Below are 16,869 nucleotides of genomic sequence, written 5' to 3'. Positions count from 1 at the left end.
TTCTCGCGCGTGATTTAACCGTTGTTCAAAAGTGTAAAGAGATAATCTCTGAATGGTTAAAAGGCATGGGTTTGGAGCTAAAATCCAGTAAAACAAGGATAGCTCACACAATGAGCAGCCATGAGGGACAGTTTCCAGGATTTGATTTTCTGGGCTTCAAAGTCAGGCAATATCCATCGGGCAAATACACTAGCGGGAAAAATCCCCAAGGTAAACTACTGGGTTTCAGCACAGTCATCACCCCAAGCCCGGAAAAAGTCAAGATACACCTCAAAGAAATCGCAAGAGTAATAGACACCCACAAAACCAAATCTCAATCATATTTAATCCAGAGGTTAAATCCTCTAATTATAGGGTGGGCCAACTATTACCGAACGGTTCCAAGTAGCAAAGTCTTCTATGAATTAGACTCTTTGGTGTATCAAAAACTCAGAGCTTGGGCAAATCATCGCCATCATAAATCGAAAACATGGGTGTCAAATAAATACTGGCAAACCATAGGCCATGACCACTGGGTATTCGCAACCAGGGAAGAAGGGACTAACCCACTCCGGTTACGTAAACATGGTCAAATAAAAATCATAGACCACGCCAAAGTTAAAGGCGAATCGTCACCATAGGACGGAAACCTGGTGTATTGGAGTACAAGAATGGGAAAACACCCTGAAAGTCCCAAAAGAGTGGCAACACTTCTTAAGATTCAAAAGGGTAAATGTTCTCACTGCGGATTACATTTTCGAGACGAAGATGTGATGGAAGTTGACCACAGAATTCCTAAATCGAAAGGTGGAAAGGATTCTTATGACAACTGGGACTTACTTCACAGACATTGCCACGATATAAAGACTGCAACAGATGGCAGCCTGGGTACAAAATCTAGCTGCAAAAGTGCTAAACCTAAGCCACCCTCACATACAGAATGGTTCTGGAAAGAGGATATGTTGGTAACGCGGTATGAGTGACAATCACCGAGTCATTGAGGAGCCGTGTGAAGAGAAATTTTCACGCACGGTTTTGGAGAGCGGCGGCGCTCGTGAGAGTGTCGCCGACTTTAATTTTATTGACCTTGATTTGCTACCTAAATTCTGCGAAAAACCAGAAGGGTGGCAACCTTGCGGTCAAAGAGTTAAGCGCGGATTGTATCGCACTCTTGAAGGTTTTTTGATTAATGCAGATTGCAATGGGGCAGGCAATATCGGTAGAAAAGTAGCGGCAACTTTGGGGCTTTGTCTCAAGGGAGTCAGTAGAGGTGATTTGATAACACCTTTGAAAGTCCCCTTGTGGACTTAGTTAAGAATCTCCCTGATTCATCAGTGGGGAGTATCAAGACGATCTGCTTAATTTCTCGCAACATATTCAGGAACAGGCGCAGCTCATTGTTTGCATGGGCGACACACTTACACACCTAGAATCATTGAGTGCTGTCGATTCATTACTTTTGGACATTGAGCGCTCGCTGATTGAGAATGGGATGTTGATTTTAACTTTCCGCGATTATGTTTCAGCAGATCTTCATGGAACTCAGCGTTTTATTCCTGTACAAAGTGATGAATGTACAATCCTCACCGAAAAACGAGCGAGAAGCCCCTGGCTTTAGACATGGGGAGGAAAGCGGCAGCGACGACCGTCGCCTTGAAATATTTTTAAAACCCATAGCTATAGCCATCTTTTTTGTGGATTGCTTTGCAATACTTGTGGCTAATACCTGTTACTCTCCCAGCCTTCGTTACAATATCAAAACTGCCGTCGATCACGGCATAGAAGCCGCCCTGTATAAGAGCCGACTTTCTTCCCTGCGGTAACGGTTGCGCTGACAATATCGCCAGTCTGAAACCCTTTGTGAATTTGCACTCTGGACTTGTGCCGAATGGGAAATCCGTACTGGTTTGTGCCGCACATCTGTCGTGTCCCCTGACCTTTTGCCACAATCAACAAAGGCTTTGAAGTCAATACTTTGAGCGTGTCAACGCTGCCCACACACGCAGCATCAAGCCAGTGCGATTTAGCCAACCCTAACCGATGGCGATTGAACTTAGTTTGTCCGCCCGTGCCAGTAGTGACGGGCAATCCCGTTTCTTTAAGTGCATTAAATAATGCCCATCGGGTTGAGTTGACCGCTGCTGCATCTTTGAGTGGTAGCTTTGCTTGTTTGAGGATGCGGTTTAACAGGTCGGGTTTAGCGGCCAGGAATGCTCGAACATCCTGATTGCCTTTCTTTTGATTGCAATCGTGACAAGCCAGTGTCAAATTGGAAACCCTGTCAGAGCCACCTCTTGACTTGGGCTGAATGTGCTCAACCTCAAAAGGTACATTTTCAGCCGAGCAATAAGCGCACTGCCGATGCCATTTTTCCAAGAGATACTGCCGGACTTCGTAACCCTGCAATTCTCCCTGCTGATACATAACGCCTGAGATTTCAGGGTTTTGCATGAGTTGAGAATCAAACCGCACTAACTCTTGAACAATGCTGGCAACGGGAGCGAGTCGAATCAATTTGCTCCCCCATGTAAGTATTGTTTCGACTCGGTGTTGCCCCGATGGAGCGAGCCAACCATCGGGGCGAGTGCGATTGAGGAATCGCGCCTTACGGTATCGAGTTTTGCGATTGCGTCTTCCTCGCCTAAGTTGACGGCGAGAGAGAAGTGCATCTTTAATTTGCTGGCCCCGGTGTTGCAGTTCGGCTCCGAAGATAATCTTGTTGTCCTGTTTGATTGCAACCCCCGTGACTTTCGATCCCGGATCTAATTTCAGTTCTAGCGGTTCAGGATTCGTCTCAACTGCTTTTTTCAAAACAATCGTAAACGGATAGCGGAGAAATACCGCTGCTTTTCCAGCTTTCAGCAATGACCTTGCCATTCCTGGTTTACAGGGTGATAGCGGTTTGCGATTGGTATCAATTACAAAAACAAAGTTAGACATTGTTGCGTCTCCTCTGATTGCTCGTAACGTTCGCTTCGCCAATGTTTTCAAGGCTTGTCATGTTGGCTGCACTTCCTTAACCCATTACAGATGTTTAACAACCAACGATAGGGCTACAAACTAGCGACGCATTTGTAGGTATCGTGACCTTGAAAACGTAGACGCTCGTTGCGTCTGAGGCTGGTCGTGTTCTGGCTTGTATCCCGCTTGCGTTAGTCGGACAGTCTACAAGCCCCTGCCTTTAGGCATGGGGTTCATGACTTGTTTCTTGGAGTATCAGGAAAACAGCGTAGCAGTCCATGACTTACTCTATCAAAAACAGGGCGATCGGTGGTCATTCAGTGCCAGTTCTTACCAAAAACTGAGGCTCAATAAAAATTGGTTGTGCGATCGGCTATCTGAAATAGGTTTACAGGTACTTCAGAACGAGATGATTAATGGAATGGTTTGTATCATTGCCAAGAAATTATATTAGAGACTTTATATTAAAGACAACCGAGACTCGCTGTAGTGACTGTTCCGAAATTTACAGCCCCATCCAGGGCTTAGAAACTGAAATCTCAGGAAACCTGATATGAAACTCCTCCGATGGCTGACATTGTGCTTCCTCTCCTTGGCGCTCACCCTCTGGCTGGGCTGTTGCTCCTGGGCACCCCAAATCCAGGCGGTGACGCTCAATTTGGCTGTGTCAGGCATGGTTCGCACTGCCGTGGAGGAAATCGATCAAGTCTATCAGCAGGAACACCCCCATATCTGGTTGAATCCGATATTTGCCGGAGCTGCCTTAATCCGGGCAGCCGTTGACCAGGCAGAACCTTTTGATGCGGTTTGGTTCGCCGATATTGCACCGCTGGATGTGTTGCAAGCCCAAGGGCTAATTCTGCCCGAAAGCCGTCGGGAGTTAGTGACCACCGATATTGTGGTGATTGCTGCGGCTGATTCTGCGGTGCAACTGACTGATTTGCACGAGTTAGCGAGCGATCGCCTCAAAACGGTGGCAATGGGCAACAAAGATTTGTCGGCTGGCAAATATAGTCACGCCATTCTGAGTCGGTTAGGCATCCTTGAGGCAGTGGAGTCCAAGGCAGTCTGGGCAAAGGTGGATGTGCGGGAAGTCTTGCGAGCCGTCGAGCAGAGAGAGGCAGAGGTGGGCATTACCTTTCTGCCAGAAGCCAAAGCGTCTGCCAAGGTCAAGGTGTTAGCCACCGTATCGCCCGACCTCTATGAGCCAATTCGCTCCGGTGCCGCTGTGGTTAAAACCTCTCCCCATCTCCAGGAAATGCAGGCGTATCTGGACTTTTTAAGCACCGATCGGGCAATGGCAGTCTTTCAAAAATTTGGACTCCGCCCTCTGCGGTCTTAGATCGAAGAAACTAAGCACGAGACAGACATAATGAAACAACCCTCTAACTTTCTCAAAACCGTTGCCGGGAGCTTGGGAGCAGCCACTTTCCTGGCAGTAGCAGTGAGTGGAATCGCTTTTTGGAGCGCTAACCGCACCTTAGAAACTAACCGCCAGATCGCCCAACATCTAAAAGCGCTCAATAGTTTGGAAGCGTTGACCAGTGCATTTCAGGATGCTGAAAAGATCCAGCGGCAATACCTGCTGGCGCAAAACAAAAATGACTTGAGGAAATTTGGGCTTCGGACGATCGATGTCGATCAAGAATTGCGACAATTGCAAAGGTTGCTAGAGAACGATCCCCGCCAACAGGCAGCTACCAAGCGCCTGGAAGAATTTCTCCAGCGTCGCCTGGAGCAACTGCGGCAGGGCGTGGAACTCCGGGACACCAAAGGGCTGGCGGCGGCGATCGATCGCACCCCCCCACGACTGCTCGACGAGATGACGCTGCTGACCCAGCAGATCGAAGCGATCGAAACCGTAGGGTGGCGGCAGAAACAGCAAGTTGCCACCCACACAACCCTTCTGGCAATGATGGCATTTCTGGTGGGCATCGTCCTCAACCTAGGAATTATTTTGTGGACTTACCGCCTGATTTGCAGTGAAATCCTGAAGCGGAATCAAGCCGAAACCGACCTTCAGCAAAGTAACCAGACGTTTCAAAACCAGACTAGCCTGTTGCAACTAATCCTCAACAGCATGAGCGATGCCGTGCTCGTTGTCGATGAAAATGGTCAATTCCTGGTGTTTAACCCCGCTGCCGAGCAGATTTTTGGCAAAATAACCGACGGCCAGCCGGAAGAATGGTCACAGCAGTATGGACTGTTTCTATCCGATGGGGTAACTCCGCTCCCAACAGAGCAAATTCCCTTAGTGCGGGCTGTTCGGGGTGAGCAGGTAGACAATATGGAAATCTTTACTCGTCATCGCCAGACCCCAAAGGGTTTCTGGCTGACACTTAGTAGCAGACCGCTCAAAGATGCCAGTGGTGCATTGAAAGGGGGAGTTGTTGTGTGCCGCGATATTAGCGATCGTAAGTTGGTAGAACTAGAGATATTGCGCGCAAAAGAAGCTGCCGAAGTTGCCAACCGCACCAAGAGCGAGTTTCTTGCCAACATGAACCACGAACTCCGCACCCCCCTCAACGGCATCCTCGGCTATACCCAAATCCTCCAGCGCGACCCCGGCACCACCGCCAAGCAGATGAAAGGATTGGGGGTGATTTATCAATGCGGTTCCCATTTACTCACCCTGATCAACGACATTCTGGATTTGTCCAAGCTGGAAGTGCAAAAGATGGAACTCTATCCCCAGGATTTCCATCTGGCTAACTTCCTCTCTTCTACTGTGGATATTTGCCGCGTCAAGGCAGTGCAAAAAGGCGTAGAGTTTCATTACCAGCCCGCGAGCAACCTGCCCACTGCCGTCCATGCTGACGACAAACGCCTGCGGCAAGTGTTGCTCAACCTGCTCAGCAATGCGGTCAAATTTACCGATTTTGGCACCGTCACGTTTCGGGTAGAAGTGGTGGACTCAGAAGACTCAACTTCAGAACTCAAAACTCAAAACTCAAAACTTTCAAGAATTCGCTTCCTAATTAAAGACACTGGCATTGGCATTGCCCCAGAAAAACTATCCACGATTTTCTTACCCTTTGAGCAGGCCGGGAAACGCGATCGCAACATCGAAGGCACTGGACTAGGACTTGCCATCGGTCAACAAATCCTCCAGAAGATGGACAGCGAAATTCACGTCGAGAGTGTAGTGGGCCAGGGCAGCAGTTTTTGGTTTGAGATCGACTTGCTTCCAGCATCGGATTGGACAACACAAAATGCACTCGCCAACCACAAGGTTATTGGCTATCAGGGCGAACGACGCAAAATTCTGGTCATTGACGATCGCGAAGAAAACCGTCTGGTGGCAGTGAATATGTTGGAACCGCTGGGCTTCAAGCTGACAGAAGCTGATAATGGGCAGGCAGGTTTTGATACTACTATCCAGACACGACCCGACTTGATTATTACCGATGTACATATGGCGATTATGGATGGCTTAGAAATGACCCGTCGCCTGCGACAATTGCCAGACTTTGCCCAAACTCCGATCATTGCCTCCCCTGCTACTCTGTCTCAGGTGGATATACAGGAAAGTCTCGATGCAGGGTGCAATAGCTTTTTCCCTAAACCGATCGAGTTTACTGGGTTGCTTGCCGAATTGCAGCGATATCTACAATTGCAGTGGATTTATGAAACCGAAACAGAGGCGACTCAACCCGCTGTCAGCAACGCCGATGAGGTTAGCATGATAATACCGCCTGCTGCTGAACTGGCAACCCTCTATGCTGCCGCTCAAGGTGGTTTTATGACCGATATCCAGCAGGAAGCCCATCGCTTGAAGCAATTAACGCCGGAATATATTGCCTTTGGGAACCGAGTTCTAGAACTGAGTCAACAGTTTGATGAGGAAGCCATTCTGCGTCTAATCGAGCCACGGGTTTAGCCACTTAATATCGATCCACCATGAACCATTTATCGCTTCAATATATTTAGGAGTTTGCTAATGTCAGTCTATTCTATGTCTCAAGAAAACACGATCTTAGTCGTAGATGATACCCCAACTAATCTGCAAGTATTGTTTGATTTGTTGAGCGAACAGGGCTACCGGGTGGCGATCGCCAAAAATGGTGAAACTGCCCTGCAACGAGTGCAATCGTCTGAGCCAAATTTGATTTTGCTGGATGTGATGATGCCAGGCATCGATGGTTTTGAAACCTGTCAGCGACTCAAAGCTAATCCGGCCACTCGCGATATTCCAGTTATTTTCATGACCGCCCTCTCCGACTCGGTGGATCAGGTCAAAGGGCTGAGCCTGGGTGCTGTAGACTACATCACCAAGCCGATTCAGCATGAAGAAGTCTTGGCACGGATTCGGGTGCATCTCCAACTGCGGAATGCTACCCGGATCATGGAACAGCGCACCAACGAACTCAACCAGGCCTTAGAAAGTTTCAAGCAAGCCCAAGTCCATCTAGTGCAAGGTGAAAAAATGTCTGCGCTAGCCCAATTGGTGGCGGGAGTGGCACACGAAATCAACAACCCGGTGAATTTCATTCAAGGCAACCTGAACTATGTCAAACAATACACTCAGGAGCTGCTGGACTTGGTGCAACTGTACCAGAAGCACTATCCCAATCCGGTAGCAGAAATCCGAGAGCGGGCAGAATACCTGGATCTGGAATTTTTGCAAGAGGATTTTTGGAAGGTGCTGGGTTCGATGAAAATGGGGAGCGATCGGATTCGCCAACTGGTGCTCTCCCTGTGCAACTTCTCCCGCCTTGATGAAGCGGACTGCAAATCTGTTGATATCCATGCAGGTATCGACAGCACTCTGTTGATTTTGCAACACCGTCTGAAAGCCAGACCCGATTTTCCTGCCATCCAAGTCATCAAAAACTACGGGCAATTACCGGAGGTTGAATGCCACCCCAGTCAACTCAACCAGGTATTCATGAATATCATCAGTAATGCGATCGATGCCTTGCAGACATCAGGTGTCAGGGATAACCAACAACCTACCATTACCATCAGCACCTCGATCGGTAGTGCTAACTCGATCGCGATTAGCATTGCCGATAATGGAGTCGGTATCCCGGAACTCATTCGCTCTAAACTATTCGATCCGTTCTTCACCACCAAACCCGTGGGCAAAGGCACTGGTTTGGGACTGTCGATCAGTCATCAAATCGTCACTGAAAAACACGGCGGCAAGATTGAGTGTAATTCCACTCTGGATAAGGGCACTGAGTTTGTAGTAAAGATTCCGCTGCTGCAGGTCATGGCACAGGTTGCTTAAAAGAAGCGTTGCGGTTGCCGCAACAATTATCAATCAATTTGAATACTCTTTATCTTAGAGAATACTAATTAGGATTTTATGGTAACAGGACTTACTCACAAACTAATACTGTAGGGTGTTGATTACGCACCTTAACCCCTACCAGTAACGCATTCAACTATTTTTTACCGAAAAATTGGGTCTAAAGCCTCGTCCTTCGCTTGACGGCTTTTTCTTGATCTTAAGGCTTCTAATAAGCTCCCTTAGAGCATCTGATTTCGATCTGCCGGGTGATTCGCAGTAATATTCTAGCTTCTCAAACTCTTCATCAGTCAGCATAAAAAATACGCTTTTTTTTATGGCAAAGTAGATCTAGATGATCTACAATAATAGCATGAAAACATTGAAGTTTAAGCTATATCAAAGCAAGCGGAATAGACACCTCAAGCGAAGTATCAATGCTGCCGGGGTGATCTACAACCATTGTATTGCACTCCATAAACGGTACTACCGGATGTGGGGAAAGCATTTGAATTGTGCAAAACTTCAATCCCATATTGCCAGACACAGAAAGCGTAAAGCGTTCTGGCAAACGGTCGGCTCTCAAGCTGTGCAGGATATCTGCCAACGCATTGAGAAAGCGTACCAACTGTTTTTTAAGCATCACAAGAAAGGAGTTAGACCGCCCGGATTCAAGAAAGTTCGCAGATACAAATCGTTCACTCTCAAGCAAGCTGGCTACAAATTATTAGGGGGCAATCGAATTAAGATTGGGAATCGCGTTTATCAGTATTGGAATTCCAGAGAGATAGAGGGGACGGTCAAGACGTTAACCATTAAACGCACGACCTTAGGAGAGCTATTTATGGTTGTGGTCGTTGACAGCGTTGAAGAACCTGAAACCCAAGTCGAGACGAGTAGAATCGCTGGCTTTGATTTCGGCTTAAAAACGTTTATCACCGGCTCAGATGGAACGAAAATCGAATCACCGCAATTTCTGAAACAGTCCCTCAACGCTATTAAGAAAGCAAATCGTCAGCATTCCAAAAAACGGAAAGGCTCAGCGAACCGGGAAAGAGCAAGACTCAATCTAGTTCGCAAGTACGAGGACGTAGTGAATCGTCGCTCTGATTGGTTCTGGAAATTGGCTCACGAACTAACTGATAAGTTCGACGTGCTGTGCTTTGAGACGTTGAATCTAAAAGGAATGCAACGACTTTGGGGACGTAAAATCTCAGACCTGGCATTCGGCGAATTTCTCCAAGTTCTCGAATGGGTTGCCCAGAAAAAAAATAAGCAGGTGATCTTCATTGATCAGTGGTATCCATCCTCTAAGACTTGCAATCATTGTGGACACGTCCTAAAAAAGTTGGATTTGAATACGAGAGAATGGCGATGTCCGTCCTGTCAGAACGTGAACGACAGAGACGAGAATGCAGCTAAAAATATTTGTGCGGTTGGGGCATCAACCGTTAAGTTAGGCGATGTTAGACAGGCTATGCCTGCAATCGCTGTCTGAGCTTAGAATCCCCCGTGATAAGAGCCGGGGGAGTATGTCAACCTCGGCCTACTATCTCGCGATTCATCCTCCCTCCCCCACGATCGATCCCACCCAAATAGCCCTTGCTAATATTCGCGACTCATGTATGACTTGACTGATGTCACAATCTACGCGAAACTTTACATACAACTGATGTATTGCTTCTACCTATTAATAACTTCTGTTAAGTTGTGACTCAAAACCTATCAATTCGTCAAAATTGATATAGCGCTTTGTCAGTCAGCCAACTCTCAAGAAGCTACTTCAGGAGGCATCGTCCCTGGCTTGCTGGTGTCGGTGTCTGTTCTCAATATTCCTATTCAGTCAGCCCGCATTATGGAAACACTAGAGTTTGTGATCTATCCAGATGGCCGCGTACAGGAAACCGTCACCGGCATTGTCGGTGCTTCCTGTGCTGAGGTAACGGCTGCAATTGAAGCTCAGCTCGGCGTGGTGCTTCATCAAGAGTCAACATCGGAATATTTCACGCAAGCGCTGCATCAGTCAGCCGAAGCGACGGCCCAAGTGGCTTTTAGCGATTGGTAATTTTTTTTGTTGAGTTCACTTAATTTTTTTTGGAATCACCATGTCACACTTTAGCCAAATTAAGACCCAGATCCGCAATCTGAATTCTTTGGAAGCTGCTTTAACTGACTTGGGTATCGACTGGAAGTCGGGCCCAACTGAGGTGCGTGGCTATCGCGGCCTAACCAGCACCGCTGAGGTCGTGATTGAACAAAAAAACGGCTACGACGTAGGTTTTAGCTGGAACGGGACTGAGTATGAATTGGTGGCTGACTTGCAGTTTTGGCAGCAAGCTTGGTCTGTAGACCGTTTTCTGAATAAGGTGACTCAGCGCTACGCTTACCATACTGTGGTGAATGAAAGCGCTAAGCAGGGTTTCCAAATTTCTGAGCAAAAGCAAAATCAAGACGGTTCGCTCCGCTTGGTGGTGCAACGCTGGTGCGCTTAATAATTTTTCGAGATTTTTGCAATCTTGTTTCATCAAAGTCCGCTTTCGCGGACTTATTTACTATTGTGGGGGTCTAAATGTCTGAGCTTTCTGGACTCGGAATAGATACAGCAATCGATCGCTCTGGTTTAGAGCCGGAGTTGGGGGGATTTTTGCGGGATGCGCCCGATCGCTCTGGTTTGGAACCGGAGTTGGGCGGCGTGTTGCGCCAAAAAGGTGTCTATGTTGATGAAATTACCTGCATTGGCTGTAAGCACTGTGCTCACGTTGCTCGCAATACTTTTTATATTGAACCGGATTACGGTCGATCGCGCGTAGTTCGACAAGACGGGGATTCTGAAGAGTTGATTGCTGAGGCGATCGACACTTGTCCGGTGAATTGCATTCACTGGGTTGATTACACCGAACTCAAGAATCTGGAAGAAGAACGCAAGGATCAGGTGATTCCTGTCGTTGGTTTTCCGGTGGATATGGCGACAGTTAAGGCCGGTATTCGCCAGCGACAAAAGAATAAGTTGGGCGATCGTAAGTTCAAAGGTGGCCATTGAAATCCACAATTGCCATCCGCAGCTTGAAACCTGTGGCTCAAACAACAAAAACAGCCCGCGCGGGCTGTTTTTTGTATACATTGTATAATTAAAGTTTATTTGAGAGGATGGTGCTCAGCGAGAATTTTCTCAACTCTAGCTTCGTCGATTCTGGCAGTTAATGTTGTTGCCTCGTTGTTATCGCGAATGGTTTTTGCTAAAGTAAAAGACGAGCCGACTGAAAAAGTTAAACCCATACCCATAAAAGCTTTTTGCCAGGGATCTACCTGTAAATAAATGATACCTACAGTAGTTGCGGAAAGGGCAACAATAAAAGAAACCCAGCACTGAAGTATCCAAGCATTAGTATCTTTTTGGCGTATGATTTGTTTCTGCATAGTGCCTCTAAGTCAAATATATCTTTTGGTTGATTAACTTAAAGCATAGAGAGTGCGACTGAAGCGGTCAGGAGAGGAAGGGACAGTTTCGATAAGTGAACAGTGCGATCGGGCTTTTGACTAAAAATTAGAACGCTGTAGATAGGGTTTAAGGCTCTCGAAAGACTGGGTGGGAGTAGACAGTTGGGAAACTGGACTAAGGGAGATTGATTTAGTTGGATTCGTTTTGTTAATTACTAGGGTCGGGGTCTATGGTTTGCTGCTGTATTTGTTGTAGGAAAGTTTGATAACGCTGTCGTTCTTGTTCAAGTTGGGCGATCGCTTCCTCTGCACGCTGCCGTTGTTGTTCAGCTTGGGTAGGATGCTGGCAAACAAGATTTCTAGATTTTCTTTAATAGTGACAATCCATCGGAATTGTTTGGTGTTGTCTGCCATTGGTTCTGCGTCGCGATCGGGGTAGATGATTTCTGGTTTGGTTTCAGGGGTGAGTTGTTGTACCATGCTGTTTGATGGTTGGGGGTACTGATTTTAGTATAGTTTTTGAGGGTTGGAGGGCTGAGGGGCGATCGCTTTTTTGAGGGGCAAAGGGGCGATCGCCTTTTCACTGAATTGAAATAAACGGTTAAGCCACTTATCTCTCGTTTCCTGAATTTCTCAAATCTTGCAATCTCTTTACGTATGAATCAACCATTCCTTGTATGATTGCTTCTGGTTTGCATGGTTTTTTGGAACACATACAACTCTTCTGTTGAGCGGCGTTTAAAGTCGAGCTAATTTTGTCAATTGAAACTCTGCTTAAAAAAGCCTTGTTACTTGAGATTGCATTAACAATATCTACGAAGTATGCAATTTCTGTTTGATCTTCTTCGGTCATTTCCGATGTACAAGCATCTCCGACAGCTACTTCCATCTCAGAACTAAAATCTTGGACTATTTTGGTCAACTCCGTGTCATAAATTATCTGGCTGGATGATTTTTTTAACTGCTCAATAGATTTGCTGAGTGCTTCCATTCTTTTGACTGCTAAACACAACTTTATTTATTATAATTCGATTTTTCGATCTGTCAATCCCTCTGCCTAAAATTTATTGGGCAAATTCCCCTGTCTTCAACAGCAACATTAGAATTATTTCGCAAATAATTTTTCAGCCAATTACAACTATTTTCCAAAATTTTATTGACCTCATTAATCTGAATGCTAACTTTGTTTAAACTCCACATTCTTAGTGTATTATCATCACTAGCAGAAACAATTGTCTGGTCATCGGGGCTAAAACTCACACTATTGACTGTATCAGTATGCCCTTTAAAAGTTTGAATTAACTTGCCATCTGCTACTTGCCATAGCTTTATAGTTTTGTCTTTACTAGCAGATGCAATCATTGTACCATCATGGCTGAAAGCTATGCCGTTAACCTCATCGCTATGTCCCTCAAGCCCCTCAAAAGTCCTGATTAGTTTGCCATTGTCTACCTGCCAGAGCTTTATAGTTTTATCCCAACTAGAAGAAGCAATCATTTCACCGTTGGGACTAAAACTGACAGCATAGACTAGCTTGCTATGACCTGTCAGAGTTTTGGGGAGGGTATCATTATCTACTTGCCAAATTTTTACAGTCTTATCTCTCCTAGCTGTAGCAAGCTTTTTACCGTCAGGACTAAAACTGACCCAAAAAGAATCAGATGGATGATCTTTATCTATTATAGTTTTTTTTATTTTTTTTGTTTTTATATCCCAAATCCTTACTGTTTTATCCCAATGAACAGAAGCAATGAATTTACCATTTTTACTAAAAGTTACCCTGATAACATCATCTAACCTATTGCGTTCTGGTAGTTTTATTTCGGGATTGGATTTGTTCATAATCTTTTTAAGATCCCACACTTTTACAATACCATCAGTATCAGCACTAGCGACAGTCTGGCTGTTGGGGCTGAAGCTAACACCCCACACTCCCCTACCAGTTGTATGTTTCAGTTCGGCTAACAGTTTTCCTTCTTTATTCCAAAGCCTCACAGTTTGATCATCACTAGCAGAAGCAATGATATTACCATCAGGGCTAAAACTAACATCTCTAATTTCATTGGTATGTCCGTCTAACCGATTTCGTTCTCGAACTTCCTCAAGAATTGTTTTAATAGCAGTTGGAACTTCACCCTGTTGCTTCCGAATTTGTTTTAAAGCCTTTACACTTGCTGTTAATGCTTCTAGCTGATAATTAACGTTAAAAAAAGTGGTGGCTGATTCAGTTAATGACTTAATCTCATTTGTTGTTGCTCTATTACTCTCGGCTTTAGCCCACACGGCTAATCCCGATGTTAAAATTGCTAGCATGGCAAGTAAAATTCCGCCTCTAACTGCTAGCTTAGTTTTTTGTGATTCCACCTTTGCTCTGGCTCTAGCCTCCTCAGCTTTTTCGGCTTCGGCTTTGGCTCTGGCTTCTGCTTCTATAGACTTTTCCAATTCCGCCATAGCTTTTGCTTCTGCTGCTTCGCGTAATTGTCGCTGTTGCTGTAATTCAGCTTGCACCTCCCGATCGCGCCTACCAACACTCCTCCGCAAAAACTCCCTCTCATCCCCAGTCAAATTCGGCTGCACCCTCTTCTCCCACTCCTCAACCTCCGCCAATCGCGCACCCGTCAACAGCGCATCATCTGACTGGCGATAAGTTTCTTCCCACTCCCGACAAGCTATCTCTAAGCGCCGACTAATCCGAATATTCTCCTGATCCTCTTCAATCCAATTACTCAGTAACTTCCACCGGCACAACAGAGCTTCGTGAGCCACTTCCACCGTGTTTTCATCCACAATAATTAAACGCTGCTGCGCCCCAGCCAACAACCCAATTACCTGCTCTAACTGCTCTGGAGAATCCGCGATCGCCCTTAGTCTATCCCAATCAGCCCGCCGGCGCGTTACCTCCGTACCCTCACCCAACTGCACCAATTCCATAAACAGCTTGCGTACAAAAGTGCGATCGCCCTCACTAAGACTTTGGTAGATCACATTAGCTCGATTTTCCAAAGCCCCTTGAACACCGCCAATTTCTTCATAGCCTTTTTTCGTCAGTAACGGCTCTGGTGATTCGGGTTTTTCTATGCAGACTCGCCACAACTCCTTCAAAGCATATTGTAACAACGGTAATGCTCCCGGTTGACCGGCAACATCTTGGGCAATTTGGGATACTAACCCCCGTTCAAATTTTACCCCGTGCAGTTCGGCTGGTTTCTCGATCGCCTCTGGCAACTCTTCAATCCCTAGCGACTTGACAATATAAGTTGTAGTCGGAATGTGATTGATCAAATTTAAAACTTCTGGATAATTACCGCAGCGAATTAAAAAATCTCCACGAAGTGCAATAATCATCCGGCTCTTTCGCTCAGAATCGTTCATCTCCTCTGCAATCAGGCGGATAAAACTCTGTCGCTCGGCTTCATCTTCACAGAGAGTAAATACCTCCTCAAACTGATCTATAAAAATTACAAAAAGCTGATTCTGCTCTCGATGTCGAGCTAGAATATCCACCAGTTTTCCGAGGGGGTGTTTCCCAGGGGTAAAAGATTCAACGGGCCACTTACTGCTACCAGGAATTCTATCCCGACTTAACTGTGGCAGCAATCCCGCTTTTATTAAAGAAGATTTGCCAGAACCAGAATAGCCGATAACAGATAGAAAACGGCTATTTGTCAGGTGGGTAATCAGCGTCCGAACTGCTTCTTCCCGCCCACAAAAATACTTCTCTTGTTCAGCTTCAAAAGCAGAGAGTCCCAGATACGGATTTTGGCGATCGAAATTAATTTCAGTAGCCGAAGTCTCTAGTTGCGGATACGTTACCAGAGTAATGCAGCGGCCCCAGCCCATACGAATCGCTTCTTGCCCCCACTGAGTGCCCTTAAGTTCATTGCTGATATAATCAAATAGGCGATCGCCACTGACCTGCCCATTTCTACTAGCATTTTCCGATGCCAAACCCTTCAGCAAAGCTCCTGTAAAAATGGCGTGCGCTTCCCCAGCCAAAGCTTTTACAGTCTCAAAACTCCGGCAAGCCGTAATTAAATAATAATCCTTTTGTGTACTGAAAGCGGTTAAAGTTTGTTGCACTAGCTGACTTTCAAGAAAATATCCACTATGACAGCAGTCCAACAACATTACCAAACTGCTCAGCTCCGACTTTTTAATTAGCCGATTGAGGCTTGACAAATCAATCCCGTATTTATAATTGACCACCTGTCTTCCCACCATTTCCACCTGACAGTCGGAAGTAGCCAATGCTCCTTTTTGCTCCCCCAAGTTATCAAAAAAAGTCAGACCGTGACCGGCAAAATAAATCAGTACATCACTTTTCGTACCTCGTTCCAAGAGCAAATTTTGCAGAGCTTCACATACCTCATCAGCAGAAACACTTTTTTGCGGTGCTACTTCAAAACGTTGGGTCTCAGCGTTCCAGCGATGTGGCAGTCGAGTAACAGTATACTCGCCATGTTCCTCTAATACCCGTGCGACAACTTCAGCATCAGTAGCCGCTTTAGGGAGGGGTTTGAGGTTGGAGCTTTGATACTGAGCAATACCAATAACAAGGGCGTAACGAGCCATTTAGTTCAACCTGGATTTAAAAAAAATACTGCCTTAGTTGACACGCACCCTGAATTGCTGTTTTAATTCTATCGCTAGAATAACTCAACTTTTCGGAAGCAAGCTCTATCTTTAAGCAAACTCTACACAAACTTAACAAAAGGTAACATTATGTCAGAATTACAGCGTTTCGCTTTTAAAGCAGATGGTGAAGTATACGAAGTCACAATTGACGAAGCTGCAACCTCACAGGAGGATAGTCCTTTTGACGAAGAGAGGGACGTGCGAAGCGATGCGATTAACCGGATGCAGCAAGCTCGCGTGCTAATTCGCAGTTATGCTATGTATGCTGTCACGGCTTTTAAAGATTTTGGTGCGGCTGAGGTTGAAGAACTAACACTGAAATTTGGTATCAAAATGGGTGGCAAAGCTGGCATCCCTTACATTACGGAAGGTTCAGCAGAAGGCAACTTAGAAATTGAGGTAAAGTGCAAGTTTCCTAAATCTGCTGCAAGCGAAAAGTCTTAAACCGTTCTTAATCCTTAATCGCAGCTAATTAAGTAAACCCACCTAACAACACAGAATACGCACTTTCTCTTAGTCCGCGCAGGCGGACTTCGTTTGACAAGGAGCGGTTTCAACCGCCGAGTGATGCGCTCATTCAATACGGCAGATACCCGACTTCTTCAAGAAATCGGGTATCTAAA

Annotated in this window: 15 protein-coding genes and 2 pseudogenes; 12 read left to right on the top strand and 5 right to left on the bottom strand. The window is 46.0% G+C overall.

The window, feature by feature from the left end:
* The 3 genes from QUA00_RS26520 to QUA00_RS26510 form a co-directional block, all read left to right on the top strand.
* The coding region (locus tag QUA00_RS26520; protein ID WP_333411731.1) for a group II intron maturase-specific domain-containing protein at positions 1-620 on the top strand (620 nt) is incomplete at its 5' end.
* A gap of 30 nt (positions 621-650) precedes the next feature.
* Positions 651-962: an HNH endonuclease signature motif containing protein gene (locus tag QUA00_RS26515; RefSeq protein ID WP_333411730.1), complete on the top strand. Its 312-nt coding sequence runs from the start codon at positions 651-653 to the stop codon at positions 960-962.
* Positions 955-1,290 carry a hypothetical protein gene (locus tag QUA00_RS26510; protein WP_333411729.1) on the top strand — a complete coding sequence of 112 codons (336 nt, stop codon included), beginning with the start codon at positions 955-957 and terminating at the stop codon, positions 1,288-1,290. Before QUA00_RS26515 ends, QUA00_RS26510 begins: the two co-directional genes overlap by 8 nt.
* A gap of 353 nt (positions 1,291-1,643) precedes the next feature.
* On the opposite strand, the pseudogene iscB reads toward QUA00_RS26510, so the two are convergent.
* A pseudogene (gene iscB, locus QUA00_RS26505) lies at positions 1,644-2,919 on the bottom strand (RNA-guided endonuclease IscB).
* Positions 2,920-3,175: 256 nt separating this feature from the next.
* Here iscB and QUA00_RS26500 point away from each other — a divergent pair.
* From QUA00_RS26500 to QUA00_RS26465, 8 genes are all read left to right on the top strand, one after another.
* On the top strand, positions 3,176-3,394 hold the full coding sequence (locus QUA00_RS26500) for a hypothetical protein (protein WP_333411728.1): 219 nt from the start codon (positions 3,176-3,178) through the stop codon (positions 3,392-3,394).
* 99 nt (positions 3,395-3,493) lie between these two features.
* Entirely contained in the window at positions 3,494-4,282 is a 789-nt protein-coding gene (gene modA, locus QUA00_RS26495; protein WP_333411727.1) for a molybdate ABC transporter substrate-binding protein, read from the top strand.
* A gap of 30 nt (positions 4,283-4,312) precedes the next feature.
* Positions 4,313-6,820, top strand: coding sequence for an ATP-binding protein (locus tag QUA00_RS26490; protein WP_333411726.1), 2,508 nt, complete (start codon positions 4,313-4,315; stop codon positions 6,818-6,820).
* Between the two features lie 60 nt (positions 6,821-6,880).
* Entirely contained in the window at positions 6,881-8,173 is a 1,293-nt protein-coding gene (locus QUA00_RS26485; RefSeq protein ID WP_333411725.1) for a response regulator, read from the top strand.
* A gap of 355 nt (positions 8,174-8,528) precedes the next feature.
* The gene (locus QUA00_RS26480; protein WP_333411724.1) at positions 8,529-9,671 is read left to right on the top strand and encodes an RNA-guided endonuclease TnpB family protein; all 1,143 of its coding nucleotides are present in this window, start codon (positions 8,529-8,531) and stop codon (positions 9,669-9,671) included.
* A 357-nt stretch (positions 9,672-10,028) separates the two neighbouring features.
* Entirely contained in the window at positions 10,029-10,238 is a 210-nt protein-coding gene (locus QUA00_RS26475) for a DUF2997 domain-containing protein (protein WP_015176940.1), read from the top strand.
* 40 nt (positions 10,239-10,278) lie between these two features.
* On the top strand, positions 10,279-10,665 hold the full coding sequence (locus QUA00_RS26470; RefSeq protein ID WP_242716193.1) for a DUF1257 domain-containing protein: 387 nt from the start codon (positions 10,279-10,281) through the stop codon (positions 10,663-10,665).
* 77 nt (positions 10,666-10,742) lie between these two features.
* Positions 10,743-11,213 (top strand): ferredoxin, encoded by a 471-nt coding sequence (locus QUA00_RS26465; RefSeq protein WP_333411723.1) that lies wholly within the window; start codon positions 10,743-10,745, stop codon positions 11,211-11,213.
* A 95-nt stretch (positions 11,214-11,308) separates the two neighbouring features.
* On the opposite strand, the gene QUA00_RS26460 is transcribed toward QUA00_RS26465, so the two are convergent.
* From QUA00_RS26460 to QUA00_RS26445, 4 genes and pseudogenes are all read right to left on the bottom strand, one after another.
* Positions 11,309-11,590, bottom strand: a complete 282-nt coding sequence (locus QUA00_RS26460; protein WP_172189332.1) for a YiaA/YiaB family inner membrane protein — start codon at positions 11,588-11,590, stop codon at positions 11,309-11,311.
* Positions 11,591-11,953: 363 nt separating this feature from the next.
* Positions 11,954-12,091: pseudogene (locus QUA00_RS26455) on the bottom strand (Uma2 family endonuclease); the annotation flags it as partial.
* Positions 12,092-12,221: 130 nt separating this feature from the next.
* Positions 12,222-12,602 (bottom strand): hypothetical protein, encoded by a 381-nt coding sequence (locus QUA00_RS26450; protein WP_333411722.1) that lies wholly within the window; start codon positions 12,600-12,602, stop codon positions 12,222-12,224.
* 53 nt (positions 12,603-12,655) lie between these two features.
* Complete coding sequence (locus QUA00_RS26445; RefSeq protein WP_333411721.1) at positions 12,656-16,183, bottom strand: nSTAND1 domain-containing NTPase; 3,528 nt, start codon at positions 16,181-16,183, stop codon at positions 12,656-12,658.
* A 150-nt stretch (positions 16,184-16,333) separates the two neighbouring features.
* Here QUA00_RS26445 and QUA00_RS26440 point away from each other — a divergent pair, with 150 nt between their 5' ends.
* Positions 16,334-16,690, top strand: a complete 357-nt coding sequence (locus QUA00_RS26440; RefSeq protein ID WP_333139963.1) for a CU044_2847 family protein — start codon at positions 16,334-16,336, stop codon at positions 16,688-16,690.
* Positions 16,691-16,869: the final 179 nt, after the last annotated feature.

This window comes from Microcoleus sp. T2B6, assembly GCF_036700475.1.
GTDB lineage: Bacteria > Cyanobacteriota > Cyanobacteriia > Cyanobacteriales > Microcoleaceae > Microcoleus.
The sequence above is the reverse complement of the archived record's forward strand: the minus strand, read 5'-3'. Positions and strand labels throughout refer to the sequence as shown.

Excerpts from the sequence above, each read along its gene's own strand:
- QUA00_RS26515 (WP_333411730.1), top strand. The coding sequence starts at position 651 with ATGGGAAAACACCCTGAAAGTCCCAAAAGAGTGGCAACACTTCTTAAG.
- QUA00_RS26510 (WP_333411729.1), top strand. The coding sequence starts at position 955 with ATGAGTGACAATCACCGAGTCATTGAGGAGCCGTGTGAAGAGAAATTT.
- QUA00_RS26500 (WP_333411728.1), top strand. The coding sequence starts at position 3,176 with ATGACTTGTTTCTTGGAGTATCAGGAAAACAGCGTAGCAGTCCATGAC.
- modA (WP_333411727.1), top strand. The coding sequence starts at position 3,494 with ATGAAACTCCTCCGATGGCTGACATTGTGCTTCCTCTCCTTGGCGCTC.
- QUA00_RS26490 (WP_333411726.1), top strand. The coding sequence starts at position 4,313 with ATGAAACAACCCTCTAACTTTCTCAAAACCGTTGCCGGGAGCTTGGGA.
- QUA00_RS26485 (WP_333411725.1), top strand. The coding sequence starts at position 6,881 with ATGTCAGTCTATTCTATGTCTCAAGAAAACACGATCTTAGTCGTAGAT.
- QUA00_RS26480 (WP_333411724.1), top strand. The coding sequence starts at position 8,529 with ATGATCTACAATAATAGCATGAAAACATTGAAGTTTAAGCTATATCAA.
- QUA00_RS26475 (WP_015176940.1), top strand. The coding sequence starts at position 10,029 with ATGGAAACACTAGAGTTTGTGATCTATCCAGATGGCCGCGTACAGGAA.
- QUA00_RS26470 (WP_242716193.1), top strand. The coding sequence starts at position 10,279 with ATGTCACACTTTAGCCAAATTAAGACCCAGATCCGCAATCTGAATTCT.
- QUA00_RS26465 (WP_333411723.1), top strand. The coding sequence starts at position 10,743 with ATGTCTGAGCTTTCTGGACTCGGAATAGATACAGCAATCGATCGCTCT.
- QUA00_RS26460 (WP_172189332.1), bottom strand. The coding sequence starts at position 11,590 with ATGCAGAAACAAATCATACGCCAAAAAGATACTAATGCTTGGATACTT.
- QUA00_RS26450 (WP_333411722.1), bottom strand. The coding sequence starts at position 12,602 with ATGGAAGCACTCAGCAAATCTATTGAGCAGTTAAAAAAATCATCCAGC.
- QUA00_RS26445 (WP_333411721.1), bottom strand. The coding sequence starts at position 16,183 with ATGGCTCGTTACGCCCTTGTTATTGGTATTGCTCAGTATCAAAGCTCC.
- QUA00_RS26440 (WP_333139963.1), top strand. The coding sequence starts at position 16,334 with ATGTCAGAATTACAGCGTTTCGCTTTTAAAGCAGATGGTGAAGTATAC.